The following is a 25,896-nucleotide window of genomic DNA, read 5'->3' as shown; positions in this document are numbered from 1 at the left end:
GAAAGGTCCACCACAGAGGTTCAGTCGTCGCCAACCCGTTCGATATCCGCGCCGACAAGCTGCAGCTTTTCTTCCAGCCGCTCGTAACCGCGATCGAGATGGTACAGGCGGCGAACCGTCGTCTCGCCCTTGGCGGCCAGTCCGGCAATGACGAGGCTCATCGAGGCGCGCAGATCGGTTGCCATGACCTCCGCCCCGGTCAGCTCGACCGGCCCCCGCACAATCGCGGTGCGGCCGGTGGTCTCGATCTCGGCGCCCATGCGCGCCAGTTCGGGCACGTGCATAAAGCGGTTCTCGAAAATCGTTTCCTGGAGGACGCTGGTGCCCTCGGCCTTGCATAGCAGGCTCATCAGCTGGGCCTGCATATCGGTTGCGAGCCCGGGGAAGGGCGCGGTGGTGAGATTATGCGCCTTGAGCTTGCCGTTGGCCGCGACCGTAATGCCGCGCTTGTCGGTTTCGACTTCGACGCCGATGTTGCGCAAGGCGTGGATAGTCGACCCCATGTCGTGCTCGTCGGCTCCTTCCAGCCGTACCTCACCGCCGGTGATGGCAGCGGCGCAGGCATAGGACCCGGCCTCGATCCGGTCGGGCATCACACGGTAAGTGGCTCCGTGAAGACGGGGCACACCGTGGATGGTGATTTCGGATGAGCCGATACCTTCGATTTCCGCGCCCATGGCTGTGAGAAGGTTGCACAGATCGACAATCTCTGGCTCGCGCGCGGCATTGATGAGTTTGCTCGTCCCATTGCACAGGACCGCCGCCATCAAGGCATTTTCGGTCGCGCCTACAGATACAACGGGGAAGTCGAATTCGCCGCCCGGCAGGCCGCCATCGGGCGCAGTCGCCTTCACATAACCCTGTGCAAGCTCGATATGCGCGCCGAATGCCTCCAGCGCTTTCAGATGCAGGTCGATCGGACGATTTCCGATAGCGCAGCCACCCGGCAGCGAAACCGTCGCCTCTCCGGTACGGGCTAACAGGGGCCCGAGCACGAGGATCGAGGCGCGCATCTTGCGCACCAGATCATAGGGCGCGACAGAGCTGGTGATACGCGTTGCGGCCAGGGTCACATTGCTGCCGAATTCTTCAGGGCGCTTGCCGGGGATCGTGTGACTCACCCCGAATTGCGTCATCAGATGCTGGAAACCGTCAATGTCGGCGAGCCGCGGCAAATTGCGCAGCGTCACCGCTTCTTCGGTCAGCAGGGCACAGGGAATGAGCGTGAGGGCCGCGTTCTTTGCGCCTGAAATGGGAATGGTGCCGGAAAGCCGGTTTCCACCGCGTATGATGAGTTTGTCCATGGGCCCCTGCCTTTAATCCTCGCGGGCCTCGTGGCAAGCGTCATGCACCTGTCACTATACCCGTCAATCGTCCCCTCAACCGACCAGAGATTGACCTGTTCCAGCCCCGGACCTACCCCACTTATCCATGAGCCAGCAGAAGCCAATCAAAAAAGCCGTTTTTCCCGTTGCGGGACTCGGCACGCGCTTCCTTCCAGCCACCAAGGCGATCCCGAAGGAACTGCTTCCCATCGTGGACCGCCCGCTGATCCAGTATGCCGTGGACGAAGCTCGCGAGGCAGGAATCGAACAGATCATCTTCGTCACCGGTCGCGGCAAGACGGCGATCGTGGAGCATTTCGACGTGGCGTTCGAACTCGAGGCCACGATGAAAGAGCGCGGAAAGGACATGAGCGTTCTCGAGCCCACGCGTGCGACGCCGGGGGATATCATCACGGTACGCCAGCAGGTGCCGCTGGGGCTGGGCCACGCCATATGGTGCGCCCGTGCGATCGTGGGCGACGAACCTTTCGCAATCCTTTTGCCGGACGAGCTGATGGTGGGCGAACCGGGCTGCATGAAGCAGATGGTGGAAGCCTATAATGAAGTCGGCGGGAACCTCATCTCGGTCCTCGAGGTGCCGCAGAAGGAAGTGTCCAGCTACGGGGTCATCGCCCCGGGGGCGAGCGTTTCGGATACGCTTACCGAGGTCGCCGGGCTAGTCGAGAAACCGCCGGTCGCCGAGGCCCCGTCGAACAAGATAATCTCCGGTCGTTACATCCTCCAGCCCGAAGTCATGCGCACCCTGGAAAACCAGGGCAAGGGTGCGGGAGGCGAAATCCAGCTCACCGATGCGATGGCGAAGATGATCGGGAACCAGCCGTTCCACGCCGTGACGTTTGCCGGAAGCCGTTACGATTGCGGCAGCAAGACCGGTTTCGTCGAGGCGACGCTTGCCCTTGCGCTCCAGCGGGAAGACATGGGCGAGGAGGTTCGCGCGATAGCCGAGAGGCTGCTGGCGAAATAGAGCGACTTATGCCTCACAAAAAGGGCCGGCTCGCCATGAATGCGAACCGGCCCTTTTTGCGTCAGACTTTATCTGATCAGACGGTTCCGCAAGCGGCGCCTTCTGCGGTGCAGGTCTCGTCACGCGTCGCCTTGAACTCGTCGCCTTCGTTCCAGTTGGGCCAACTGGTGCTCATGCCCAGCATCCGGCCGAGACGGTAGAACAGCTGCAGGTCCGCCATCACGCCCGACCAGTCCCACTCGGGATCATATTCATCCTTGGGTCCGTGATACCGATTGTCACGATAGTCCTTGGCGATCGCAGCACCTGCCTCTGTCCCGCCATCGACGAGATCCTCGCCGCCATCGACGTAAAGCATCGGTACGCCGCGCTTGGCGAAGGCGAAGTGGTCGGAACGGTAATAGTATCCCGCTTCCGGATTGGGGTTGGGCGTGGAAACGCGCCCGTCCGCCTCGAGCGCCGCTTCGAGAAACTGGTCGAGCTGCGATTTGCCCGGTCCCACCACGGTCACGTCCTTGCTCGGCCCGGCGATCAGGAAGGCATCCATGTTGATCCCCCCAACCGTCTGCTCGAGCGGGAAAACCGGGTTGGCGGCATAGTAGTCTGCGCCGAGCAGGCCCGATTCCTCTGCCGTCACCGCGAGGAAAACGAGGCTGCGAGCCGTGGGTCCGGTCTTCGCCTGCGCTTCGGCCAGGGCAACCAGTGCGGCCGTGCCGGTCGCATTGTCGACCGCGCCGTTGCAGATATCGTCGCCGTCGGGAGCCGGCGTGCAGCGGCCGAGATGGTCCCAGTGCGCCGTATGCATGACGTATTCCTCGGGTCGCTCGGTACCCGGAAGAATGCCGATAACATTCTGCGATTCGAAGGTGCGGATATCATTCGAGAAACTGGTCGAGGCGGTCAGGCCCAGCGGTACCGGCCTGAAGTCCTTCTTTTTCGCCGCTGCTGCCAGCTTGCTGAAATCCTTGCCCGCAGCCTCGAAGATCTGCTGGGCGACTTCGTTCTGCACCCAGCCGTTCATCATCGTCAGCGGCGGCGCATTCTCCCCGCGCTGGGCATAGGCCTGCGGACCAGACCAGCTGCTTTCGACTACGTTCCAGCCGTAGCTTGCCGGTTCGGTGTCATGGATGATGATCGCGCCTGCCGCACCCTTGCGCGCGGCTTCTTCGTATTTGTAGGTCCAGCGGCCGTAATAGGTCATCGCCTTGCCGCCGAAGGGGCCATCAAGCGATTGTGTGCCGAAATCGGGATCGTTGACGAGGATGACCGCGGTCTTGCCGGTCATGTCCACGCCTTCGTAGTCGTTCCAGTCCTTCTCGGGCGCGTCGATGCCGTAGCCGACGAACACGAGCTCGCTGTCTTCCAACGCGGTTTCGGTTTCCTCGCGATAGGATACGCCGACCCAGTCGCTGCCATATTCGAATTCCATCGGCTCGCCATCGTCGCCGGAAATGGTCAGCGGGGCGAAGTCTCTACCGGTGATTTCGACCAGCGGCACCTTCTGGGTCCAGCTGCCATTGTTCCCCGGTTCCAGCCCAGCCTTCTCGAACTGTTCGATCAGATAGGCGACGGTTTTCTCCTCGCCCGCCGTTCCCGGCATGCGTCCTTCGAATTCGTCGGAGGAGAGACGCTCGGTTATAGTTTTCATCGTCTCTTCGGAGATTTCGCCGCTGGCGATATCGGGTATGTCGAGGCCTGTGGCGGTATTCGCCTCATCCTCGAGCGAAGCGTTGCAGGCGGCAAGCAGTAGCGCCGATGCTGCAACCAGTGTCGTGCGGATCATTTGGGGGGCAACCTCTCGTTTGCGTTATCCGTGACGCGCTTGTTGCACTGCTCCGCCCGGTGACGCAAGCTTGCGCCGTCCCGCGAGCTTCGGCACAGCGGGCCACGATGCCTGCCGACTGGAACCATGCACTGGATCGCGCGCGGAGCTACGCTCCCTTCCTGGCGCGAGGACTGGAACGGCATCCCGACCTTGCAGAATTGCTCGATCAGGGTGAGGGGGATGCAGCGCTTGCCTTGGCCAAGGCCGCAGGGGAGGGCATCGAAGATACCGGCCTTGCCTTGCGCCGGGAGAAGCGCGCACTGGCCCTGGTGCTGGCGATCGGCGATCTCGCCGGCGAATTCCCGCTCGAAAAGGTAATGCGGGAATTGTCGCTCTTCGCCGACCGCGCTCTGCACAGGGCAATCGAGGCCGCTATCGCGCGGCGGGTCGAAAGTGCCGAGGTGCAGGGCATGATCGGCCTTGCGCTGGGCAAGCATGGCGCAGGCGAACTGAATTACTCGTCCGATATAGACCCCATCCTGCTTTACGATCCTGTAACCCTTCCGCGCCGCGAACGAGACGAGCCGGGCGAAGCGGCACAGCGATATGTGCGCGAAGTGGTGCGAATGCTGTCGGAAGTTACCAGCGAGGGATATGTCTTCCGCGTCGATCTGCGCCTGCGTCCGGCTTCGGAAGTCAGCCCGCTGGCCATCCCGCTCGACGCCGCGATCATGCATTACGAAAGTTCGGCGCTTGCCTGGGAACGGGCCGCATTCATTCGCGCGCGCGCCTGTGCAGGCGATGTCGCGGCAGGCGAAGCCTTTCTCGATCACATTCGGCCCTTCATCTGGCGGCGGAGCCTCGATTTCGGGGCCATCGACGAAGTGCGCCGCCTCACCCACCGGATCCGCGACAAACAGTCGGGCCCAAGCGAGCCCGCGCCCGGGTACAACGTCAAGCTTGGTCGCGGCGGCATTCGCGAAATCGAGTTCTTCGCCCAGACCCACCAGCTTATTCATGGCGGGCGCGACCCCTCGATCCGCCGCAAGCACACCCGGGCCGCGCTCGATGCGCTGGCCGCCACCGGCCGCATCGGAGCAGACGACGCGCGCGCCTTGGGCGAAAGCTACGACGGTCTCCGGCAGATCGAACACAGGTTGCAGATGGTGGCCGACCAGCAGACCCATACGCTGCCCGCGGGCGAGGCATTGGATAACGTCGCCAGGCTGGACGGATTTCCCGATGGAGCGGCGTGGCTCGAACATATCGCCAGCCTTACCGTACCGGTTGCCGAGCGATACGATGCCTTGCTGGCGGAAGACAGGATCTCGGTTCCTGCCGACAGTCCCCACCTTGCTGCCGGCGAAGCCAAGGCTAAGCTCGACCCCGTACTGGAGGAGCGCGTCCTCGGCTGGACCGATGGCAGGTATCCGTCGCTTAGAAGCACCGCCGCCCTATCAGCCTTCGAGGCTATCCGCCCCACACTGATTTCCTCGCTAGCCGCTTCGGACGATCCGGAACGTGCGGTAGCGCGCTGGGAAAGTCTCCTCGAAAGGTTGAGGAGCGCGATCAACCTCTTCCGGCTGCTCGAAGCCCGCCCCGGTCTCATGCAATTGCTGGCCGATTGCCTGACCCTTGCTCCGCCGCTGGCCGATGCCATAGCGCGCCGTCCCGAACTGGTGGATACGCTGATTGATCGCAGCGCGCTCGACCTGCCCGGTAGCCGAGAAGATCTCGCCGCCGCCATGCGCAGAGGCGAACGCGGAGACAAATACGAGGACAGGCTCGACCGCATCCGCATCGTGACTGGCGAAACGCGCTTCGCGCTGGGTGTGCAAATGATCGAGGCCGCGCACGATCCGCTCGATATAGCAGCAGCCCTGTCGCGCGTTGCGGAAGCCGCCCTCGAAACCGCTCAGGAAGCAGCGGTAGAAGAGTTCACGCGAAAGCACGGCAGGATTGATGGGTCCGAATTGCTGGTGCTTGGCCTGGGAAGGCTCGGAGGCGGAGCACTGACCCATGAATCCGATCTCGATATCGTCTATCTGTTCACAGGCAGTCACGAAGCGGAGAGCGATGGCGAGAGACCGCTGGGCGCGACGCTCTATTTCAATCGCCTTGCACAGCGCGTCAGCGCCGCGCTTTCCGTCCCGACCGCGGAGGGGGCGCTTTACGAAGTCGATACCCGGCTCCGCCCGCAGGGTGCCCAGGGCCCACTGGCAGTCAGTCTCGAAAGTTTCGAGCGGTATCAGCTGGAAGACGCCTGGACCTGGGAGCACATGGCGCTGACCCGCGCCCGGGTTCTGACTGGAAGCGATGCAGCCAGAAGCAAGGTGAAGGCCATTCTTGGAGAAGTGCTCTGCCGCGAGCGGGATGAGGTTGCATTGCGCGCCGACCTGCTCAAGATGCGCGCAGAAATGGCAGCGCATAAGCCTGCAAAAGGCCCGCTGGATGCCAAGCTTCTGCGCGGCGGGCTGGTCGATCTCGAATTCCTCGTCCACTTCTTCCAGCTTCGCGACCGGCGGGGACTCACTCCGCGTCTCGAAGACGCTCTCTCCAATCTTCCGGAATTACAGGGGCTCGCGGGCGCGCACCACTTGATGACACGGCTGCTGGTGGGTACCCGACTGCTTGCCCCCGGCCTCTCTGTTCCGGGCGAAGCGCCCTCCAATATCCTCGCGCGGCTGTGCGAGGCGGAGGATCTTGCCGCGCTGCTTCGCAACTTCGGCGAGGCAAGACGGCAAGTTGCAGACACATGGCAATCGGTATTCGACGAGACACTGGAGCTGGACCAATGACTACTTATGCAGAAGGTGATGCCTTTCCCGACTTCGAGATGGAAACACCCGATGGCGGAACGATAACCAAATCCGGCCTGGCTGGCAGGAAGGCAGTCATCTTCTTCTATCCGAAAGATAACACACCGGGCTGCACGACGGAGGCTAAAGACTTTTCGGAACTGAAACCGGAGTTCGAAAAGGCGGGTGCCGTGCTGCTGGGCGTGAGCAAGGATTCTGCAAAGAAGCACCGGAACTTCATCGCCAAGCATGATCTCACGGTAGATCTCGCCACCGACGCAGAGGTGGACGGGCTCTCGGACCGGCTCGGCGTGTGGGGCGAGAAGAAGAATTACGGACGTACCTATATGGGCATGATCCGTTCGACCTACCTGCTGGACGAACAGGGCAAGATCCTGCGCATATGGCCCAAGGTCCGCGTGAAGGGTCATGCCGAGGAGGTACTGGAGGCCGTGCGCACCGTATGACCTCGGTCTCCCGTGCCATCCGTGACGCCTTGCTGACCGGCGACAAGACGGCAAAGGTCTTCGCTGCCCGCAAGGTGGCGCGTGACTGGCGGCTCGGGCGGCTGACTTTCACCTTCGACTGCACCATGCCGGATCGGCCTGCATGGCCGGCCCAGGTCGAACTGCGCTTGCCGCGCGACATGCCAAGGCGCGGACGGGGCGGTTCGGAAAAGGGCCGCATCGCACTGTGGCATTCGCTCGCCCACATCGAGTTCGTCGCCATCGACCTCGCGCTCGACATGGCCGGACGGTTCGGTGAATCGATGGGTCAGGCCTTTGTTTCGGATTTTCTTTCCGTCGCCGCAGACGAGGCGATGCACTTCGCGATTCTCGAACGAAAGCTCGATTCGCTCGGCTCCTTCTATGGGGCGTTGCCTGCGCACGACGGGTTGTGGAGCGCGGCGCGGGACACGGCCCATGATGTTGCCGCGCGGCTGGCCATCGTGCCGATGGTGCTCGAGGCGCGGGGGCTGGATGTCACACCCGCCACCCTGACACGTGTTCGCGCGCAAGGAGATGAAAACGGGGCGAAAATTCTCCAACGAATCCTTGACGATGAAATTCGTCATGTCGCCTTCGGTGCCAAGCATTTCCGTGCAATTTGTGCAGCCCGCGGCGAGAACCCACCAAAATCATGGCGAAATCTGGTCAAAAGACATTTTTCGGGGAGGCTGAAGCCACCATTCAACGACTCAGCGCGTTCGGCAGCCGGTTTATCGCGGGACTTCTATGAAGGTATTGCTTGATTAACCTTTTCCAGCAAAACCCAAACTCACGAGGTGCCGGGGGGTTCCGGCGGAGTTGAAAAGAGATCGAAAAAGGCCGGGACGCCTCTTTCGATCCGGGACGAAAAGGCGCGGGAAACCGTGCCGGATGGACGGGTTTAGCATGATTACCAAGCGTACCACGCTGGCTTTCACCATGGCTGCAGCAGGTCTTACCATCGCTGCTTCTCCGGCGCAGGCGGACACGAATGCCGCTGCCGCAGTGGGTGCCATCGACATGTCGAAGGTAACGGTGCAGGGTTCGGATGACGGTGATGAACAGTTCACCGAACTGTTCGCCCGTTGGGAAAACCCCAGCCAGCCGGTGGCTGCCATTCGTCCCCAGGTTTCGGTTCCTTCACGCATGCCGCTCCAGGAAGCACGCATGACCAGCGGTTACGGCACGCGTACCCATCCGGTGCTCAAACGCCGCATGGGCCACAAGGGCGTCGACCTTGCAGCCGCCACCGGCACGCCGATCTATGCGACGGCGGACGGTTATGTATCCAAGGCCGAACCGTTCTCCAGCTACGGCAATTACGTTTCGATCGAACACGGTGCCCGCATCCAGACGCGCTATGCCCATATGTCGCGCATTGCGGTTGCTGCCGGCACTCGCGTCAAAAAGGGTGACGTCATCGGCTACGTCGGTTCGACCGGGCGCTCGACCGGTCCGCACCTCCACTATGAAGTCCGCATCGACGGCCAGGCGGTGAACCCGGTTCCCTACATGGTCGAATCGCAGGCGCAGCAGGCCTTTGCGCTGGCCATGGCCGAAGGTGGCCAGGGCGGTAACGACGAAGAATAATCCCGGGCGGAAAGCCCTTCGGGACTGCGGAAAAAGGCGGCGGGGACGACCCGGCCGCCTTTTTTCTTGCCCGCACGCGCTGGTCGGTTAGGTTTCTTCCTGCAACCGGACGAGTCCCGTTCAAGTGGACCGCCGGAGGAGAGAGGACCGCCGATGCATCCGATATCGCACGCCAGATCACGCCCCGGCCACCCCGCCATCATTATGGCCGGGAGTGGCGAGACGATGAGCTATGGCGAGATGGACGCCTATGCCAATCGCTTCGCGCAATTGCTGCGCGCCAGGGGTCTTGGGCGCGGCGACCACTTCGGCGTGCTGATGGAGAACAACATCCATTACCTGCCGCTGGTCTGGGGATCGCAGCGTGCAGGCACGATGATGGTGCCGGTATCCACCCGCCTCACCGCCCCCGAGATATGCTACATCCTGAAAGACGCCGGTGTGAAACTGCTCGTCACCAGCCGGAAGTTCGACGACGTCCTGCAGACGATCCGGGAGGAATGCGGCGGCATCGAATTGCTGACCGTCGGCGGCGAAGGCGCGGAAGATTACGAGGCCGCGCTGGACCTGCAGCCTGAAGAGCCGATTCCGGACCAGGCGCCGGGGCAATATATGCTCTATTCTTCCGGAACGACCGGAGCGCCCAAGGGCGTGCGCCCTGCACCACCGGACAGTGACGATATCGAGGCGGTCAACCCGCTGGTAGGCCTGGCGATCATGGGCGCGGGAATGCCAGCCGACGGGAGCATGGTCTATCTGTCGCCCGCCCCGCTCTATCACGCGGCCCCGCTGGGCTGGTGCACAACCGCCCATCGCCTCGGGGGCACGGTCGTGGTGATGGAGAGGTTCGAGCCCCAGCACGCCCTCGACACGATCCAGAAATACAAGGTGACCGACAGCCAGTGGGTGCCGACGCATTTCGTCCGCATGCTCAAGCTCGAGCCCGAGGAACGCGAGGGCTACGACCTGTCCAGCCACCAGCGCGCCCTTCATGCCGCCGCGCCCTGCCCGGTGCCGATCAAGCGCGAGATGATCGAATGGTGGGGCCCGATCATCAATGAATATTATGCCGGGTCCGAAGGCATCGGCATGACGCTGATCAAGGCGGAGGACTGGCTCCAGCATCCCGGCAGTGTGGGCAAGGCCATCCACGGGAAGCTCCATGTCTGCGGCTCCGATGGCGAGGAACTTCCCGCCGGTCAGGATGGGCTGCTGTTCTTCGAGAACGACCAGATCCCGAGCTATCACAACGATCCGGCAAAGACTGCCGAGGCCATGCATCCGAAAGGCTGGATGACGCTGGGCGATATCGGCCATGTCGATGAGGACGGCTATCTCTACCTCACCGACCGTAAGAGCCACATGATCATCTCTGGCGGGGTGAACATCTATCCGCAGGAGATCGAGAACCTGCTGGTCACGCATGACAAGGTGATGGATGCCGCGGTAATCGGCGCGCCCTGTCCGGACTTCGGCGAAAAGGTGGTCGCCGTGGTCCAGCCCAAGGATATGGGCGAGGCGGGCGGCGCTCTGGAAGCGGAGCTGCGCGATTTCCTGGCGCCCAGGCTGGCCAAGATCAAGATGCCCAAGCTGTTCGACTTCCGGCCCGAATTGCCGCGTGAAGCGAACGGCAAGCTCTACAAGCGCGAACTGCGCGATGAATATCTGGCTAAGGCGGAGGTCGAAACGGAACGGGCGTGACAGCGACTGAGCGCACGCCCGAAACCCGGACGCCCCGCCTGGCCACCTTCTGCTTCCCCGCCTGATTCGCGGCGATCGGCGTTCGGCCTCGCGCTGCGAAGCCTGAGACATGGACCGGGTGTTACACTGTCCAGGGCCAAAACCCTGTCGGCTTGTCCAAAAAGCGTCAGCTTGCGGCAAATGCGCGTCGGCTTGCGCAGGAAAGGCGTCACTTTATGCCGCCAGCCTGTCGGCTTGCGCTGGCGGCGTGTCGTTTTGCGAGGGGCGCATGTCGGCTTGCAGCCGGCCGGAGGATGCGCGCGAATGCGGGTGATCGACGGGATGAAAGAGCTGCCGCCAAGCTGACAGACCGTGCGCCAGTAGGAAATACCGCTACTTGCGGCGCGACTCCGCTGCGCTAGAACGGGGGCGACGAGGGGAAATTACAAATGCGTTTAGGGTGGGATGAAATCGCGAGGCGGGCGAAGACCTTTAGCGAGGAATGGCAGGACGCTCATTATGAGAAGGGCGAAACCCAGAGCTTCTACAATGATTTCTTCGAGGTCTTCGGTATTAAGCGCCGCACGGTTGCGGTTTACGAGCAGCGCGTCAAACTGCTCGAGAACAAGCAGGGTTTCATCGACCTTTTCTGGCCTCGCACACTCCTGGTCGAGCAGAAAAGTGCCGGACTAAGGCTCGATCGCGCCCAGGGTCAGGCGCTGGATTATCTGCACGGCGTCCACCCTGCCGAGCAGCCCCGCTGGATTCTCACCTGCGATTTCCAGAGCTGGAACCTGCTGGATCTGGAGACTGGCAGGGAGCTGAAGTTCCGGCTGGCCGACCTGCACAAGCATGTGCAGGCGTTCGATTTCATGCTCGGGCGTCGCGTGAGTTTCGAGCGACAAGAGGCAGTTACCATCAAGGCTGCCGAACTAATGGGTCGTATCCATGATGCGCTGGAAGAGAATGGCTATACTGGCCATAATCTCGAGCGATATCTGGTGCGGCTGCTATTCTGTATGTTCGCCGATGATACCGGCATCTTCCAGCCCAAGGACATCTTTCTCCAGCTCATCGAACATGACACGCTGCCCGACGGCAGCAATGTTGGCCGGGTCATCAACGAACTGTTCGAGGTGCTCGATACGCCCGAGGACAAGCGCCAGTCCAACCTTCCGGGCGAACTCAACCAGTTTCCCTATGTTAACGGAAGACTCTTCCGCGAAAACCTGCGCACCCCCGTGTTTACCGCGAAGATGCGAGAAGACTTGCTCGACGCATGCCGCCACGACTGGTCGGCGGTCAGCCCGGCGATTTTCGGCAGCCTGTTCCAGAGCGTGATGGACGCGAAAGAACGGCGCGCCAAAGGCGCGCATTACACCAGTGAGGAAAACATCCTCAAGGTAATTGGTCCGCTATTCCTCGACGAATTACGCGAGGAGCTAGAGAAGCTGAAGGCCCGCAAGACGATGCGGGACAAGGAACTGACAATTTCCTTGCTCGCCTGTCGCGGCTGCGGTTTCTCGATCCTGCCTGCGGTTGCGGCAACTTCCTCGTCATCGCCTATCGCGAAATCCGCAAACTCGAACTGGAAGCGCTTGAGGCCCGTTGGCCTAAGGCGCGCACCGATATGGGCGAGGACGCGCGGCAGGGCATCCTCGATCCTTCCTTGCTCAGCCGGGTGACGGTCGACCAGTTCTACGGCATCGAATACGAGGAATTCCCTGCGATGATCGCCGAGGTGGCGATGTGGATGGCTGATCACATCGCTAACAATGCGTTCAACCAGAGCTTCTCAGTCAATATCGCGCGCATCCCCCTGACCGGCGGGGCGACCATCCGCCATGGCGATGCGCTGGAAGTTGACTGGAGCGAGGTGCTTCCGGCAGAGAAATGCAGCTTCGTGATGGGCAATCCGCCATTCGTCGGCGCTAAGTACCAGACAGCCGAGCAACGTGCACAAGTGCGCCGTCTCGCAGCGCTAGGCGGCAGCGGTGGGACGCTCGACTATGTCGCGGCATGGTTCCTGAAGGCAGGTGCTTACCTGCAGGCGAACACGCGCATCCGCATAGCCTTCGTCGCCACCAATTCGATCACCCAGGGCGAGCAGGTGGCGCAGCTCTGGCCGCTTCTGTTCGACCGCTACGGGCTGGAAATCGCCTTTGCCCATCGCACCTTCAGCTGGGGCAGCGAAGCGCGCGGCAAGGCGCATGTCCATGTGGTGATCGTCGGACTGACGCATCGCGATTTCGAGCCGAAGGAGAAGCGGCTGTTCAGCTATCCTGATATCAAGGGCGATCCGGTCGAGAGCCGCCACGGTGCGCTGACGGCCTATCTGTTCGATGCCAAAGGCGCGGCGGATCGGCACTTGGTCGTAAAGGAGGAAAGTCGGCCGATCAATGGGACGGTCAAAATGACGTCAGGCGTTCAGATGATCGATAATGGCATCCTGACGTTCACTCATGACGAAGCTGCGGCCTTTCTAGAGGCGGAGCCCAAGGCTCGTCGGTTTTTTCGGGACTTCTTGGGAGGCCAGGAATTCATTAATGGGTTTACCCGAAAAACTCTCTACTTGGCGGATGCAGACCCATCGGCACTAAAGAAACTGCCGATGGTGACAGAGCGAATGAACCTCCTTCGTAAATACCGTGCTTCAAGCTCGCGCCCCAGCACCCAAGCAATGGCCAGCTATCCGACAAAATTAGGTGTCGATAATCGTTTAGGGTCCGATTATCTGGTGATCCCGAACACGAGCTCTGAACGACGAGATTACGTCCCGATCGGATGGCTGGGGCCGGAAGTGATCGCGAGCCAGAAACTGCGTATTGTCGCGGATGCGAGCGGATGGGAATTCGGGATACTAACCAGCGGCATGCATATGGCGTGGCTTAGCCATATTGGGGGTCGTCTCAAAAGCGACTACAGTTATACTCATGGCCTTGTCTACAACACCTTCCCATGGCCGGAAGCGAGCGGCAAGCAGCGAGCGAAGGTCGGGGAACTGGCGCAGGCCGTGCTCGATGCCCGCGCCGCGCATCCGACCTCTAGCCTCGCCGATCTCTACGATCCCGACACCATGCCCGCCAATCTGCGCAAGGCGCATGTCGCGCTCGACAGGGCAGTCGACCGGCTCTACCGGCGCGCCCCGTTCGACAGCGACCGCGACCGGGTGGAGCATCTGTTCGGCCTTTACGAAAAGCTGGTGAACCCGCTGTCCGATGCCGAAAAACGGAACAGGCGCACCGCCCGGCGCGTGGCGCGCAAGTCGGCAGGGGGGTGATCGGTCAGAGATCCGCGCCTTTTCTTCGTCATAACCCCGCTTCTTCGGCGTCCCCTTTTTCGTTGCGCAATCCGCTCCGCTGGCTCTAACCGCCGCGCATGAGCGATACGCCCCGATGGACGATGCCCCCCGAATGGGCCCCGCAAGACTGGCTGTGGATCGGCTTCCCGCACGACGCCGAGGAATGGCCGAAGGTGCTTCCGCAGGCGCAGGAGCAGATTGCTGCCTTCGCCAATGCCGTGGCCGAAAGCGGGCAGGAAGTGCGCCTTCTGGTCCGCGATGCGGCTAACGAACAGCGCGCACGCGATCTGGTGGGCGGCGGCGTAAGGCTGGAGCGCCGGACCTATGGCGATGTCTGGCTGCGCGATACCGGCCCCCTGGTGCTGACCGATGACAAGGGCCTGCGGGTCGCGCGGCGTTTCGGCTTCAACGGCTGGGGCGGCAAGTATCTGATGGATGGCGACCAGACAGTCGGTGCGGAACTGGCCGAGGACGCCGGCCTGCCGCTGGAAGTCTTAGACTGGATCCTCGAAGGCGGCGCGATCGATGGTGACGGCACCGGCCTTGTCGCGACGACCGAGCAGTGCCTGCTCAATCCCAATCGCAATCCGCAGCTCTGCCGCACCGAGATAGAGGACCGCCTGAAGCAGGATTTGGGCTTCACCCGCGTGCTGTGGCTCGGCGATGGATTGATAAACGATCATACCGACGGACACGTGGACAATCTGGCGCGGTTCGTCGGCCCCAATACGCTCGCCCTGCCGCGAGCCACCGGCAAGGATGATCCCAACGCCGGAATCTATGCCGACGCCAGGGCCCGGGCTGAGGCGACCGGAGTGACGGTAAAGGAAATCCCTTCGCCCGGCCTCGTCACGAGCGGCGACCGGATCGAACCCGCGAGCTATGCCAATTTCGCGATTACCAGCCACCTGGTGGTGGTGCCGACCTTCGGTAGCCCGCATGACGAGGAAGGCGTGGCGGCCATTGCCGAACTGTTCCCCGACCGCGCCACCATCGGATTACGCGGCGATGCGGTACTTGCAGGCGGGGGCGGTTTCCACTGCGCCAGCCAGCAAATGCCCCGGCCATAGTGCGGAGTTAACCTTTCGTTAGGAAATTGGGCGGAGAATGCCCGCATGGCAAAGGCTATCGCTCTCGCACGCATTCATGTCCCGGCATTGCCGCTGGGCGAAGCGGCGCGCGCCGTCATGGTGGGCGGATGCGGGCTTGCGCTGATCCTGGCCGGACCCGCGCTTCCCTTCTGAAGATCGCGCGCGGGAAGGCTAGCAAGCTAGCCGAACGCCTTCCACAGCGCGCCCACGGCCGCTCCGCCAAGCACCACGCCTACGCTGATTCGCCAGGTCCGGTCCTCTATCCGGCCCGATGCCTTGTCGCCCAACCGGTTGCCCAGCAGCACGGCGGGAAACAGCAGCGCTGCCAGCGGTACCAGAGACCAGTCGAGAACGCCGATCGCCGCGCCGCTCGCCAATCCCACGCTCGATGCGCAGGTGAAGATCAGCATCATCGAAGCCTTGGCCACCTCGCGCGGGATGTCACGCCCCACGTAATAGGGCACGACGGGCGGTCCCGGCATTCCGGCATAACCGGTCATCAGGCCGCTCAGCACGCCGACACCCGTGGTGGTCGCAGGATGGTGGTCCAGCGCTCCGCGGCGCGGAAGTAGAATGGCCACGAATGCGGACAGGGCGATAAAGGCGATGACCAGCCGCGCCATATCCGGGCTCGTGACGCTGAGTGCATAGAGGCCAAGCGGCGTCGTCACCGCGACCAGCGCGATGATGACCCATGCCGAACGTTCCGCGCCGCGCAGCAGCCGCCGGATTTCAGTGAGGCCGATGAACACCGAGAGGAAGTTCGCCAGTAGCACGGCGTCGACGGGCGACAGTGCCAGCGCGAGGATAGGCACCAGCAGGATCGCCATGCCGAACCCCGTCAGTCCGCGCACGAAGGCGGAACCGAAAGCGGCCAGCAGCGCGGCGATTACTGCCGCCGTGCCATAACCGGCGAACAATTCCACCGGCGTATCAGCCTTCGCGCAGATCCGGCGGCGTAGCCTCGGCGCGCAGCATGGAGATCGCTTCGTCGAGCGGCATCACCTTCTGGTGCTGCTGCCCCAGCGTGCGCATCGCGACGGTGCCTTCCTCGGCTTCGCGCATTCCCACCACCAGCAGGTGCGGGACCTTGGCGTGGCTGTGCTCGCGCACCTTGTAGTTGATCTTCTCGTTGCGAAGATCGCTGGTCACGCGAATGCCCGCGGCTTCCAGCTTGGCGACCGCTTCCTTCGCGTAATCGTCTGCGTCCGAGACGATGGTGGCGACCACCGCCTGCGTCGGTGCAAGCCACACGGGGAGCCGCCCGGCGAAGTGTTCGATCAGAATGCCGATGAAGCGCTCGTAACTGCCGAAGATCGCGCGGTGCAGCATTACCGGGCGATGTTTCTCGCCGTCTTCGCCGACATAGGTCGCATCGAGGCGTTCGGGCAGCACCCGGTCGCCCTGGATCGTGCCGACCTGCCAGGTGCGGCCGATGGCATCGGTAAGGTGCCATTCGAGCTTGGGGGCATAGAAGGCGCCCTCGCCGGGCAGTTCTTCCCAGCCGTAATCGGCGTTGGCCATGCCCGCTTCCTCGACCGCATCACGCAGCTCCTGTTCGGCGCGGTCCCAGTCCGCATCGGTGCCGAGCCGCTTTTCAGGGCGCAGTGCCAGCTTGATTTCGTATTTGAATCCGAAGTCGGAATAGACCTCGTCCGCCAGCTTGCAGAAGGCGCGGACTTCTTCGACCACTTGCGCTTCGGTGCAGAAGATATGCGCATCGTCCTGCGTGAACTGGCGCACGCGCATCAGCCCGTGGAGCGCGCCATGCGGCTCGTTGCGGTGGCAGCAGCCCATTTCGCCCAGGCGGATCGGCAGGTCGCGGTAGGAGGTGATGCCCTGCTTGAAGACCAGCACATGCGCCGGGCAGTTCATCGGCTTGATCGCCATCCAGTCGGCATCGTCGGCCACCTTGGGCGAGGCCGAAGCGGCACCGCTGTCGTCCACCTCGGGCACGATGTCGGGGACCGCGAACATGTTCTCGGCATATTTTCCCCAGTGGCCTGACTGGGTCCACTGGCGCACGTCCATCAATTGCGGCGTCTTGATCTCGCGATAACCCGCGCCGTCCATCTTGCGGCGCATATAGGCTTCGAGCTCGCGCCAGATGCGATAGCCGTTGGGATGCCAGAAGACCGATCCGTGCGCCTCTTCCTGAAGGTGGAAGAGATCCATCTCGCGGCCCAGCTTGCGATGGTCGCGCTTGGCCGCTTCTTCCAGCCGCGTGAGATGCGCGTCGAGCTGCTTCTTGTTGAGCCAGCCGGTGCCGTAGATACGCGTGAGCTGGGCGTTGTTCTGGTCGCCGCGCCAGTATGCGCCCGCCACGCGCATGAGCTTGAAAGCCTGCGGATCGAGCTTGCCCGTACTGGCAAGATGCGGGCCGCGGCACATGTCGAGCCAGTCCTCGCCGCTCCAATAGACCGTCAGCTCCTCGTCCTCGGGCAGTTCCCGGGCCCATTCCGCCTTGAAGACCTCGCCCTCGGCTTCCCACTTGTCGATCAGCTGCTGGCGGCTCCAGACTTCGCGCCGAAGCGGCTTGTCGGCCTTGATGATCCGGCGCATCTCCTCCTCGATCGCGGGGAGGTCGTCCATCGAGAACGGCTCGCGGCTGTCGGGCGCCTTCACATCGTAATAGAAGCCGTCGTCTGTCGCCGGACCGAATGTGATCTGCGTGCCCGGCCAGAGCGACTGCACGGCTTCGGCCAAGACATGCGCGAAATCGTGCCGGGCGAGTTCGAGCGCGTCTTCCTCGTCGCGCGAGGTGACCAGCGCCAGTTCGGCATCGCCTTCGAAGGGGCGGTTGATGTCACGCAATTCGCCGTCGACGCGCGCGGCAATCGCCGCTTTGGCGAGGCCGGGGCCGATCGCCGCGGCCACATCGGCAGGCGTGCTGCCCGGTTCCATTTCGCGCACCGAACCGTCGGGCAGGCTGATCTTCAGAAGTTCCGTCATCGTCTCATCCGTTTGGTTGCACGCGCCATGGCACAGCTAGGCGCAGCCTTGAAGCGGCGTTTGGGAGAATTTCGCGATTTCGAGAGGTAACGCCGTGCCGCCCGAAACCGGGCGGCGGAGTATCGCGTCAGATCGCGACCATCCGCCCCCGGAAAGCCGGGGTGGTAGTAGTCGTAGTCGTGTCGCGCATTTGCGTCATGTCTTTCGCGATAACCGGGAGAGATTAAAATCTCAACCGATATCGAGGCGGCGCGCGCCGGCGAGGGTGGAAATGCTATGGGTAGCGACCACACCTGCCCCCTTTTCGCGAACGCTGGAAAGGAAACGATACTCGCTGGTCGATCGGCCCGGAGTCAGTTCGACGGCCATGTACCCCCGCCTCGACGAATCCATCCATTGGAGTTCCGGATTGCGCGCGACGAGTGCATTGGCGATGTCGCCCGGCGCAACCTGCGGCAGGAAATTCTCGAAGCCCGGCGAAGTTACCGACTGGCCGCCGAATTCCACGCCGACCGCTTCCCCGCCATGAGCCAGGTCGAAAGCCCAGGCATTATGCGTGTCGCCCGCAAGGCAGACGAGGTTGGCATCAGCGGCCAGTGCAGCCTCGTACAGGCGGGCACGGGCGGCGGGATAGCCATCCCAGGCATCCATGTTGAGCGGCAGTTCGGCGCTGCTGGCGAGCGCGCTTGCCCTGACCCTTTCAAGCACGTACTCGGGCAGGCCATCGGGGAGGTTGTCGGTGAGGGATGTCGCGGCGGCGGCCTTTCCCAGCAGCACTTGCTGCACGAGTACCTGCCAGATTTTCCCGTCCCTGCGCGAACGCTTCATGCCTTCGGCAAGCCAGGCCTGTTGTGCCGCGCCCAGGACTTCACGCGAAGGATCGACATACTCGCCGTCACGAAAGGCAGCGAGACGTGCGACGCCTTCTTCGGGGGACGCCATGCCGCGAAGCAGGCTGTTGTAATCGAATTGCTGCGAGCGTGCCGTAAGCCGGGTTTCGAGACGGAACAGCGTGGCAAGGTCGCCCACCTCGTAAGCGGCCCATGGCTCGTCCGATACGGGCATCCATTCGCGATAGGCGCGCATCGCCGCTGCCTTGCGGACCGGCCAGGGCCCTTCGGTTTCCGGCTGGTGGTTTTGCGCACCGCCCTCCCAGCTGTCATTCGTGCTTTCGTGATCGTCCCAGCCCGCAATCATCGGATAGAGCTGATGCAGACGCTGCAAATCCCCGTCGGAACGATACTGGGCGAACCGCGCGCGGTAATCGGCCAGTGCGACCGTTTCCGATGCTGGATCGAGCGTGGCGCGGCCATCCAGGAATTCGCGCTGGGAGGGATAGCTGCCCTGCGGATACTCGTAAAAATAGTCGCCCAGGTGCAGGGCGCAGTCGAATTCGTTGGCTTCGGCTGCATGGCGATAGGCGTTGAACCAGCCGAAACCGATGTTGGAGCAGGAAAATACCGCCATGCGCCAGCGCGCGGTAGGTCCTTCGGGCAGGGTCCGCGTGCGGCCAAGATCCGACATGGACCCGTCCGGCGCCACGAAGCGGTAGTGATACCAGCGGCCCGGTTCGAGCCCGTTCGCCCAGGCCTTGGCGCAGAAGTCGTTTTCAGGAGAAGCCGTGACAGGCCCTTCGGCCACGACACGCATATTCGCGTCCGCCGTCAGCACCTGCCAGGTCAGCGAGGTTTCCTGGCCACCGGCATAGCGCGTCCACAAGAGCACGCGATCCCCGCCCGGCTCGCCGCTCGCGACGCCGTGGGTGAAGCCCTGCTGGCGTTCCGGGATTTGCGCAGCAAGCGGCGCCCCGGCCAATCCAGCGCCAAGCAGGCCACCCTTGAGAAGAGTTCGCCGGTCGAGCGGCGCGAGTTTGGGCGTTTCAGGCGGTTCGGTGAATGACATGCGGCGATACTCCCTATCCGAGCCATGACTGCGCTTGATGGCAGCCAGATGACAAGCCCGGACATTGAGCCATGACAAGGAACCACGCCTATCTGGAAAGCATGCTTGACAAACGGAAGGCGATATGACAAACGTCCTTTACATTGAGAAAAGGACACTTTCCATGACGCAATTACGCAAAGCGCTGCTTCTGTCTTCAGCGATGATCGGCATCGCCTTCCTGGCTATCCTGGACATCGTGCCCCAGGAGGTGGCGCAGTTTTCGCCCTTTCTCCTCCTTGCCCTGTTCTCCGGCGCTTGGCTGCGTCGTGACTGTTCCTGCAATCTTCTGAAGCGAGGTGCAGCATGAGCGCCGCCGCCGGGAAGAGTTTCACGAAGTCGGTCCCCTTCTGGGCGGGTCTCGCCTTTGGGACTTTCGGTGCAGTCATGGGTCTCGCCCTGACGGGCGCCATCAATGCCGCGACCACAATGATCCTGATGATTGTACCCGCCGGTCTGTTCTTCCAGACCATGCGCGCGGCGAGCAGCAAGAGCGCTTGTGCCGTGGCGGGAGAGGCGCAGCGGAGATACCTGAAGCGTGTGGCGATCTTTTCCTCGGCTTATCTGGTGGTACTGGCCCTGCAGGTGAGCCTCTTGGCCGATGCCGATCCTTCCCTCGCAGTTCGCGCGGGCATCTCGGTTCTTCCCGGCCTCGCCGTGCTTGGTATCTTCTGGGCAATCGGACGGTTGATCGTGGAAGAGCAGGACGAATTCATCCGCATGCTTGTCGTGCGCCAGAATCTTGTCGCGACTGCTCTCGCACTAGGATTCGCGACGCTTTGGGGCTTTCTCGAAGCGGGCGAGGTGGTGCCGCATCTTGAAGCCTATTGGTTCGCAGTTGCCTTCTTCTTCGGCCAGTTCGTGGGCGCGGTATCGAACAAGCTCACTTTCGGTTCATGGGGGGCGCTGTGAAGAACCGGCTCAAGGTACTCCGCGCCGAACGGAGCTGGAGCCAGCAGGACCTTGCTGACAGATTGGAAGTCAGTCGGCAAAGCGTGAATGCGATCGAGACCGGACGGTACGATCCTTCGCTCCCGCTCGCCTTCAGGATCGCCGACGTCTTTGAAATGGCTATCGAGGAAATATTCCAGCGCGACTGAAAGAGGGTCGCTTGACTTGGACGGCCCTCCCATCGAATGTCGAACCCGGACGGGGATAGTGAACCGACATTTGACTGGGGGGTCGCCTTTTCATGCATTACGATGACATACAGGCCGAAAGTGCGTTCGGTTTCGACGGCAACTGGAAAGATTTCGCCAAGATCGCGCTGCCCAATCTGCTGCTCACCATCGTGACGCTGGGTATATACCGCTTCTGGGCGACCACGCGCGAGCGGAAGTATCTCTGGTCGCATACGCGCTTCGTCGACGAACGGCTTGAATGGACCGGAACCGGCAAGGAGCTTTTCATCGGCTTCGTGCTGGTGATGCTGCTTTTCGCTATCCCTCTGTTCGGCATCCAGTTCGTTTCGCAGGCGCTGGTGCTGCGTGGTTATGAGGCGGCAGGGATAATACTCGGGCTCTTGCCGCTGTTCATGATCTTCTATCTAACCGGTCTCGCCCGATTCCGTGCGCTGCGTTATCGCCTGTCGCGCACCCGCTGGCGCGGCATCCGTGGCGGTAGCGACGATCAGGGTTTCACCTTCGGCCTTTCCTATATGTGGAAGACCTTCGTGGGCTATCTCGCCCTCGGCCTGCTCATCCCCTGGTCCATGACCAGCCTGTGGAACGAGCGCTGGAGCAAGATGAGCTTCGGCCCCTACCGGTTCGAAGCACATGCCGATGCCGCAAATGTCTTCGCGCGTTTCCTGCTTTTCTATCTGTCTCCCTTCGTTTTCTTCATCGGCGGGGTGATCGCAGCGGCGACCGGCGGACTTGCCGGATACGGAATCGGTGGAGAGGAAGGCGCCGGGATCGGCCTGGTGACCTCGTTCATCCTCCTCGGCCTGTTCTTCTATTTCGGCCTCGGCCTTATCGCAGTGGCCTTCTTCGCCAAGTTCTACCGCGAAGCGGTGGGCTCGACGCACTGGAAGGACCTGCACTTCGGCTTCGAAGCCTCGACCATGGACTGGGTCAAACTACTGATCGGAGATGTATTGATCGTGGTCTTCACTCTGGGGCTCGGTTTCATTTTCCTGTCCTATCGGCACTGGAAATTCTTCGTCACCCACATGGAAGCGGGTGGCGATATCCTGCTGGACGAACTGACCCAGTCCACTACCGCGACCGCCAGACACGGCGAAGGCTTGCTGGACGCGTTCGACATCGGGGCGATCTAGGAGCATGGACGAAGCCTTCCAGACATCCGCGCAATGGTACGACGGCCACACCGCCATCCGCCACAAGGGCGAGGCGGTTTGGGACGGGGGCGACCTGCTGGTCTTGCGGGGCTCCAGCGGTTCGATGGAAGTGCCTTTCGCGGATCTGGAATATGGCGAGGAGCGTGCCGGAGAACTGATCTACACGCGCACCAGCAATACAGACTTCCGGCTCGTTCTGCCCACCGGCCTGCCGTCGGGCCTCGCTTCGAAGCTGCCGGCCAAACAGGTCTACGGAGCCTGGGTGGACAAGCTCGGGATCGGCAAGGCGACGGCGATTTTCGCGGCCGTGAGTATCGCCGCCGTGGCGCTGTTCATGACCGCCCCCGAATGGCTGGGCCCGCGCGTGCCGCAAAGCTGGGAGCGGAACCTGGGCGATGCCTTGGTCGGCGATATGGGCAACCGGTTGTGTCATACCAAGGAAGGCGATGCCGCGCTGGCCAAACTGCTCGAGGCGGTCGATCCGGAACAGGAGAAAGTTCGCGCGGGAGTGGCCAATATCGGGATGGTCAACGCGGTCGCCCTGCCGGGCGGGCAGGTGCTGCTGTTCGATGGTCTGGTGCAGGACGCCGAAAGCCCAGAGGAACTCGCGGGCGTGCTCGGCCACGAGGTCGGCCACGTGCGCGAACGTCATGTCATGACGGCATTGCTGCGACAGTTCGGCCTGTCGATCCTGCTGTCGGGCGCGAATTCGAGCATGGGCGAAACGGTCTTCGGGCTGGCATCGATGGGTTATTCGCGCGATGCCGAGCGCGAGGCGGACGAGTATGCCCGCAATCGCATGGCGGAAAGCAATGTTTCGCCGCTCGGGGCCGCGAGGTTTTTCGAACGCATAGGCGGCGATGCCGAGGGAGAGCAGAATGCCGTGATCGGCTGGGTGTCGAGCCACCCCGACCCGCGCGAAAGGGCGCAGGCCTATCGCGCGGCAGCGAAGGGCGGGAGCTTTATCCCGGTCCTGACCGATGAGGAATTCGCCGCGCTCAAATCTATGTGCGAGGAAGACCCGGACGTGGAAGAGTTCGACTTCTTCTAGACTTGCATTGGCCGGTGAACGGCCCGACATCGTGCCCAGCATGAACGACGTTCGATATCACGCCATGCCCGACGGGCGACGGATCGCTTTTCGCCACCTGGAGGGCAAGGGCCCGACGCTCGTCTTTCTGCCCGGTTACATGTCCGACATGGATGGCGGCAAGGCGACGGCTTTGTTCGACTGGGCGCAGGTACACGGCCGCGCCTGTCTGCTGCTCGATTATTCCGGATGCGGGCGCAGCGAAGGAGATTTCGCCGACGGAACCCTGACTCGCTGGCGCGAGGAAGTGATGGCGCTGGTCGAGGCATATATCGAGGGCGAGGTCGTGCTCCTCGGATCATCGATGGGTGGCTGGCTGATGCTGCTGGTGGGCCGGGAACTGGGAGACAGGCTGGCGGGCATGGTGGGTATCGCCGCCGCACCGGACTTTACCGATTGGGGCTATTCGGACGCCCAGAAGGCGCAGATGGCCGCTGGTGAAACCGTGTTCGAAGCCAACCCCTACGGCCCCGAACCCACACCGACCCATGCCGGTTTCTTCGCCGATGGCCAGGCCCAGTGCCTGCTTGGCACAACGATAGCCATCGTGGCACCTGTGCGCCTGCTGCACGGTCAGCGCGATACCGACGTGCCGTGGGAAACCAGCCAGCGCCTCGCTACCGCGCTGCGTTCGGACAATGTTCAAGTGACCTACGTCAAGGACGGCGACCACCGCCTTTCGCGCCCGCAGGATATCGCCCTGCTGCTGCGCACGGTGGACGGTCTTCTCCAGGATAGGGATACAGTTTGACCAACCTTCTCGCTTCCGTCGCCCTTTCGGTCCTCCAGGTCGGCCCCTTCCCGGGCCATGGCGCCATGCCCGAAGTTCCCGAAGAACTGAGAGACCGGCCGCCGCGTTCCGAGCCTGTCGAGCAGGCCCAGCCATCCGAACTGGCGAAGTGCCTCAGGCAGGCCTCTACGGATCCCGAAGCGGCACTCGATACCGCGCAGCGATGGCGCGAAGGGGCGCAGACCCAATTGGAAATGGCCCAGTCCGCGCATTGCCTTGGCCTCGCGCTAGTTCAGTCGAACCGGATGGCCGAAGCCCGGGAGGCATTCGAACTGGCCAGCGGAGAGGCTCCGGCCGACAATCTTGCCTACAGCGCCAGGCTTGCCGCCATGGCGGGAAACGCGGCCATGGCTCAGGGGGATGCCGAAGCGGCGCTCCCGCTACTCGACCGCGCTGGCGAACTGGCACTTGCAGCGGAAGACGATGAACTGGGTGCGGATCTGCGGGTCGACCTCGCCCGGGTGCTGGTTCGTCTCGGTCGTCCAGAGGATGCAGCCTCGGCGCTTGCCGAAGCGCGCGACGCAGACCCACTGGATGCGGAGGCGTGGCTATTGTCCGCTACTCTGTCCCGCAGGCTGGAACGGCTGGGCGAGGCGCAAGGCCAGATCGAGCATGCAGCCATGCTGGCCCCGCGTGATGCGCAAATCGGATTGGAGGCGGGCGTGATTGCCGCAATGTCCGGCCGCGCAGAGGATGCACGGGCGAGCTTTGAATCGGTAATCGACGTCGCACCTGGCAGCCCGGAAGCCGAACGCGCACAGACCTATCTCGAACAATTGGAAACCCCCGCTGCCGAATGACCCAATATTCCATCCTCGATCTCGTCCCCGTCCGCGAAGGCGGAACCCTGAGCGAAGCCTTCGCGGCCGCCGTCGATTTGGCCAGAGCGGCAGAGAACGCCGGCTGCAAGCGATACTGGGTGGCAGAGCATCACGCGATGGAGGGCATCGCCGGCGGAGCGACTTCCGTAGTGCTCGCGCACATCGGCAATGCAACGAGCACTATCCGCATCGGTTCGGGCGGGATCATGCTGCCCAATCACACGCCGTTCCAGATCGCCGAGCAATTCGGCACTCTGGACGCACTGTTTCCGGGACGGGTCGATCTCGGTCTCGGACGTGCGCCGGGGGCGGGTCCCGAGCTGCAAAGGGCACTGCGCAAGGACCTCCACCGTGCAGCCGAAATGTTTCCGCAGGACGTGGTCGAACTGCAGGCATTCATGGCGGGCGATGGCGCGGTTCATCCGACACCCGGCCTCGGGGCAAAACCGGAATTCTGGATGCTCGGATCGAGCCTTTTCGGGGCGCAACTCGCCGCACGATTGGGCATGCCCTATGCCTTTGCCAGCCACTTCGCGCCCGACCATCTCGATGCTGCGCTGGAACTTTACCGCCGCGACTTCCAGCCTAGTGACGCGTGCGAAAGGCCCCATGTGATGGCGGCGATGAACCTGTTCTGCGCGGATAGCGAAGAGGAAGCCGACACGCTTGCCACCTCGCAAATGCAGGCCTTCGTCGCGCTTCGCACGGGGAAGCCTTCGAAGCTGAAGCCTCCGATCGCGGGTTATCGCGACCAGCTTCCGCCGACGGCGCAGGCCATGCTCGCGCATATTGGCCAGGCGAGCGCCATCGGAACGCCCCAGCAATGTGCGGATGCGGTGCAGGCATTCGTCCAGCGCACCCGTGCCGACGAGATTATTTTTGCAGGTCCCACCTTCGACCCGCAGGCACGTATCGACAGCTTGGAAAGCGCAATGGCCGCATTGGTCTGACGTTACGGCACAGGTCCGCGCATAGGTTTG

22 protein-coding genes and 1 pseudogene are annotated in these 25,896 nt (G+C 62.7%); 18 read left to right on the top strand and 5 right to left on the bottom strand.

Annotated features, from left to right (window positions below; translation table 11 throughout):
* Positions 1–20 precede the first annotated feature (20 nt).
* Complete coding sequence (gene murA / locus K3180_RS04620) at positions 21–1,304, bottom strand: UDP-N-acetylglucosamine 1-carboxyvinyltransferase (protein WP_221538504.1); 1,284 nt, start codon at positions 1,302–1,304, stop codon at positions 21–23.
* Between the two features lie 127 nt (positions 1,305–1,431).
* Between murA and galU the strand changes: the two genes are divergently transcribed.
* Positions 1,432–2,310, top strand: coding sequence for a UTP--glucose-1-phosphate uridylyltransferase GalU (gene galU, locus K3180_RS04615; protein WP_221538503.1), 879 nt, complete (start codon positions 1,432–1,434; stop codon positions 2,308–2,310).
* 76 nt (positions 2,311–2,386) lie between these two features.
* Here the strand turns inward: galU and K3180_RS04610 are convergent, their stop codons facing one another.
* Positions 2,387–4,093 carry a M28 family metallopeptidase gene (locus K3180_RS04610; protein WP_221538502.1) on the bottom strand — a complete coding sequence of 569 codons (1,707 nt, stop codon included), beginning with the start codon at positions 4,091–4,093 and terminating at the stop codon, positions 2,387–2,389.
* Between the two features lie 107 nt (positions 4,094–4,200).
* On the opposite strand from K3180_RS04610, the gene glnE reads away from it, so the two are divergent.
* The 9 genes and pseudogenes from glnE to K3180_RS12950 all read left to right on the top strand — a co-directional run bounded on the left by glnE (position 4,201) and on the right by K3180_RS12950 (position 15,176).
* On the top strand, positions 4,201–6,873 hold the full coding sequence (gene glnE / locus K3180_RS04605; RefSeq protein ID WP_221538501.1) for a bifunctional [glutamate--ammonia ligase]-adenylyl-L-tyrosine phosphorylase/[glutamate--ammonia-ligase] adenylyltransferase: 2,673 nt from the start codon (positions 4,201–4,203) through the stop codon (positions 6,871–6,873).
* Positions 6,870–7,340: a peroxiredoxin gene (locus K3180_RS04600; RefSeq protein ID WP_221538500.1), complete on the top strand. Its 471-nt coding sequence runs from the start codon at positions 6,870–6,872 to the stop codon at positions 7,338–7,340. Before glnE ends, K3180_RS04600 begins: the two co-directional genes overlap by 4 nt.
* Positions 7,337–8,125 (top strand): ferritin-like domain-containing protein, encoded by a 789-nt coding sequence (locus K3180_RS04595; protein WP_221538499.1) that lies wholly within the window; start codon positions 7,337–7,339, stop codon positions 8,123–8,125. Before K3180_RS04600 ends, K3180_RS04595 begins: the two co-directional genes overlap by 4 nt.
* Positions 8,126–8,267: 142 nt before the next feature.
* Positions 8,268–8,951: a M23 family metallopeptidase gene (locus tag K3180_RS04590; RefSeq protein ID WP_247710314.1), complete on the top strand. Its 684-nt coding sequence runs from the start codon at positions 8,268–8,270 to the stop codon at positions 8,949–8,951.
* Positions 8,952–9,104: 153 nt separating this feature from the next.
* The gene (locus tag K3180_RS04585; RefSeq protein ID WP_221538497.1) at positions 9,105–10,652 is read left to right on the top strand and encodes an acyl-CoA synthetase; all 1,548 of its coding nucleotides are present in this window, start codon (positions 9,105–9,107) and stop codon (positions 10,650–10,652) included.
* Between the two features lie 428 nt (positions 10,653–11,080).
* Positions 11,081–11,791 (top strand): annotated as a pseudogene (locus tag K3180_RS12980) (type IIL restriction-modification enzyme MmeI); the annotation flags it as partial.
* A 257-nt stretch (positions 11,792–12,048) separates the two neighbouring features.
* Entirely contained in the window at positions 12,049–13,911 is a 1,863-nt protein-coding gene (locus K3180_RS04580) for a DNA methyltransferase (protein WP_221538662.1), read from the top strand.
* 98 nt (positions 13,912–14,009) lie between these two features.
* Positions 14,010–15,002, top strand: coding sequence for an agmatine deiminase family protein (locus K3180_RS04575; RefSeq protein WP_221538496.1), 993 nt, complete (start codon positions 14,010–14,012; stop codon positions 15,000–15,002).
* A 45-nt stretch (positions 15,003–15,047) separates the two neighbouring features.
* Positions 15,048–15,176: a hypothetical protein gene (locus K3180_RS12950; protein ID WP_282098529.1), complete on the top strand. Its 129-nt coding sequence runs from the start codon at positions 15,048–15,050 to the stop codon at positions 15,174–15,176.
* Between the two features lie 26 nt (positions 15,177–15,202).
* On the opposite strand, the gene K3180_RS04570 is transcribed toward K3180_RS12950, so the two are convergent.
* The 3 genes from K3180_RS04570 to K3180_RS04560 form a co-directional block, all read right to left on the bottom strand.
* The gene (locus K3180_RS04570; protein ID WP_221538495.1) at positions 15,203–15,949 is read right to left on the bottom strand and encodes a sulfite exporter TauE/SafE family protein; all 747 of its coding nucleotides are present in this window, start codon (positions 15,947–15,949) and stop codon (positions 15,203–15,205) included.
* 7 nt (positions 15,950–15,956) lie between these two features.
* Positions 15,957–17,975 carry a threonine--tRNA ligase gene (gene thrS / locus K3180_RS04565; protein ID WP_221538494.1) on the bottom strand — a complete coding sequence of 673 codons (2,019 nt, stop codon included), beginning with the start codon at positions 17,973–17,975 and terminating at the stop codon, positions 15,957–15,959.
* A 231-nt stretch (positions 17,976–18,206) separates the two neighbouring features.
* Positions 18,207–19,877 (bottom strand): alkaline phosphatase D family protein, encoded by a 1,671-nt coding sequence (locus K3180_RS04560; RefSeq protein WP_221538493.1) that lies wholly within the window; start codon positions 19,875–19,877, stop codon positions 18,207–18,209.
* 124 nt (positions 19,878–20,001) lie between these two features.
* On the opposite strand from K3180_RS04560, the gene K3180_RS04555 reads away from it, so the two are divergent.
* From K3180_RS04555 to K3180_RS04520, 8 genes are all read left to right on the top strand, one after another.
* Positions 20,002–20,226, top strand: a complete 225-nt coding sequence (locus K3180_RS04555; RefSeq protein WP_221538492.1) for a hypothetical protein — start codon at positions 20,002–20,004, stop codon at positions 20,224–20,226.
* Positions 20,223–20,828, top strand: coding sequence for a hypothetical protein (locus tag K3180_RS04550; RefSeq protein ID WP_221538491.1), 606 nt, complete (start codon positions 20,223–20,225; stop codon positions 20,826–20,828). Before K3180_RS04555 ends, K3180_RS04550 begins: the two co-directional genes overlap by 4 nt.
* A complete protein-coding gene (locus K3180_RS04545) occupies positions 20,825–21,016 on the top strand; it encodes a helix-turn-helix transcriptional regulator (protein ID WP_221538490.1) in 192 nt (63 codons plus the stop codon). Before K3180_RS04550 ends, K3180_RS04545 begins: the two co-directional genes overlap by 4 nt.
* Positions 21,017–21,108: 92 nt before the next feature.
* Positions 21,109–22,194 (top strand): YjgN family protein, encoded by a 1,086-nt coding sequence (locus K3180_RS04540; RefSeq protein ID WP_221538489.1) that lies wholly within the window; start codon positions 21,109–21,111, stop codon positions 22,192–22,194.
* A gap of 4 nt (positions 22,195–22,198) precedes the next feature.
* A complete protein-coding gene (locus K3180_RS04535; RefSeq protein ID WP_221538488.1) occupies positions 22,199–23,266 on the top strand; it encodes a M48 family metallopeptidase in 1,068 nt (355 codons plus the stop codon).
* 40 nt (positions 23,267–23,306) lie between these two features.
* On the top strand, positions 23,307–24,056 hold the full coding sequence (locus K3180_RS04530) for an alpha/beta fold hydrolase (RefSeq protein WP_221538487.1): 750 nt from the start codon (positions 23,307–23,309) through the stop codon (positions 24,054–24,056).
* Entirely contained in the window at positions 24,053–24,895 is an 843-nt protein-coding gene (locus K3180_RS04525) for a tetratricopeptide repeat protein (protein WP_247710312.1), read from the top strand. Before K3180_RS04530 ends, K3180_RS04525 begins: the two co-directional genes overlap by 4 nt.
* Positions 24,892–25,866: an LLM class flavin-dependent oxidoreductase gene (locus K3180_RS04520; RefSeq protein WP_221538486.1), complete on the top strand. Its 975-nt coding sequence runs from the start codon at positions 24,892–24,894 to the stop codon at positions 25,864–25,866. The genes K3180_RS04525 and K3180_RS04520 overlap by 4 nt, the downstream gene beginning before the upstream one ends.
* The last annotated feature ends 30 nt before the right edge of the window (positions 25,867–25,896 follow it).

The sequence above is a fragment of the Qipengyuania huizhouensis genome, assembly GCF_019711635.1.
GTDB classification, from domain to species: domain Bacteria; phylum Pseudomonadota; class Alphaproteobacteria; order Sphingomonadales; family Sphingomonadaceae; genus Qipengyuania; species Qipengyuania huizhouensis.
This window is presented reverse-complemented; position numbering and strand designations above follow the sequence as displayed.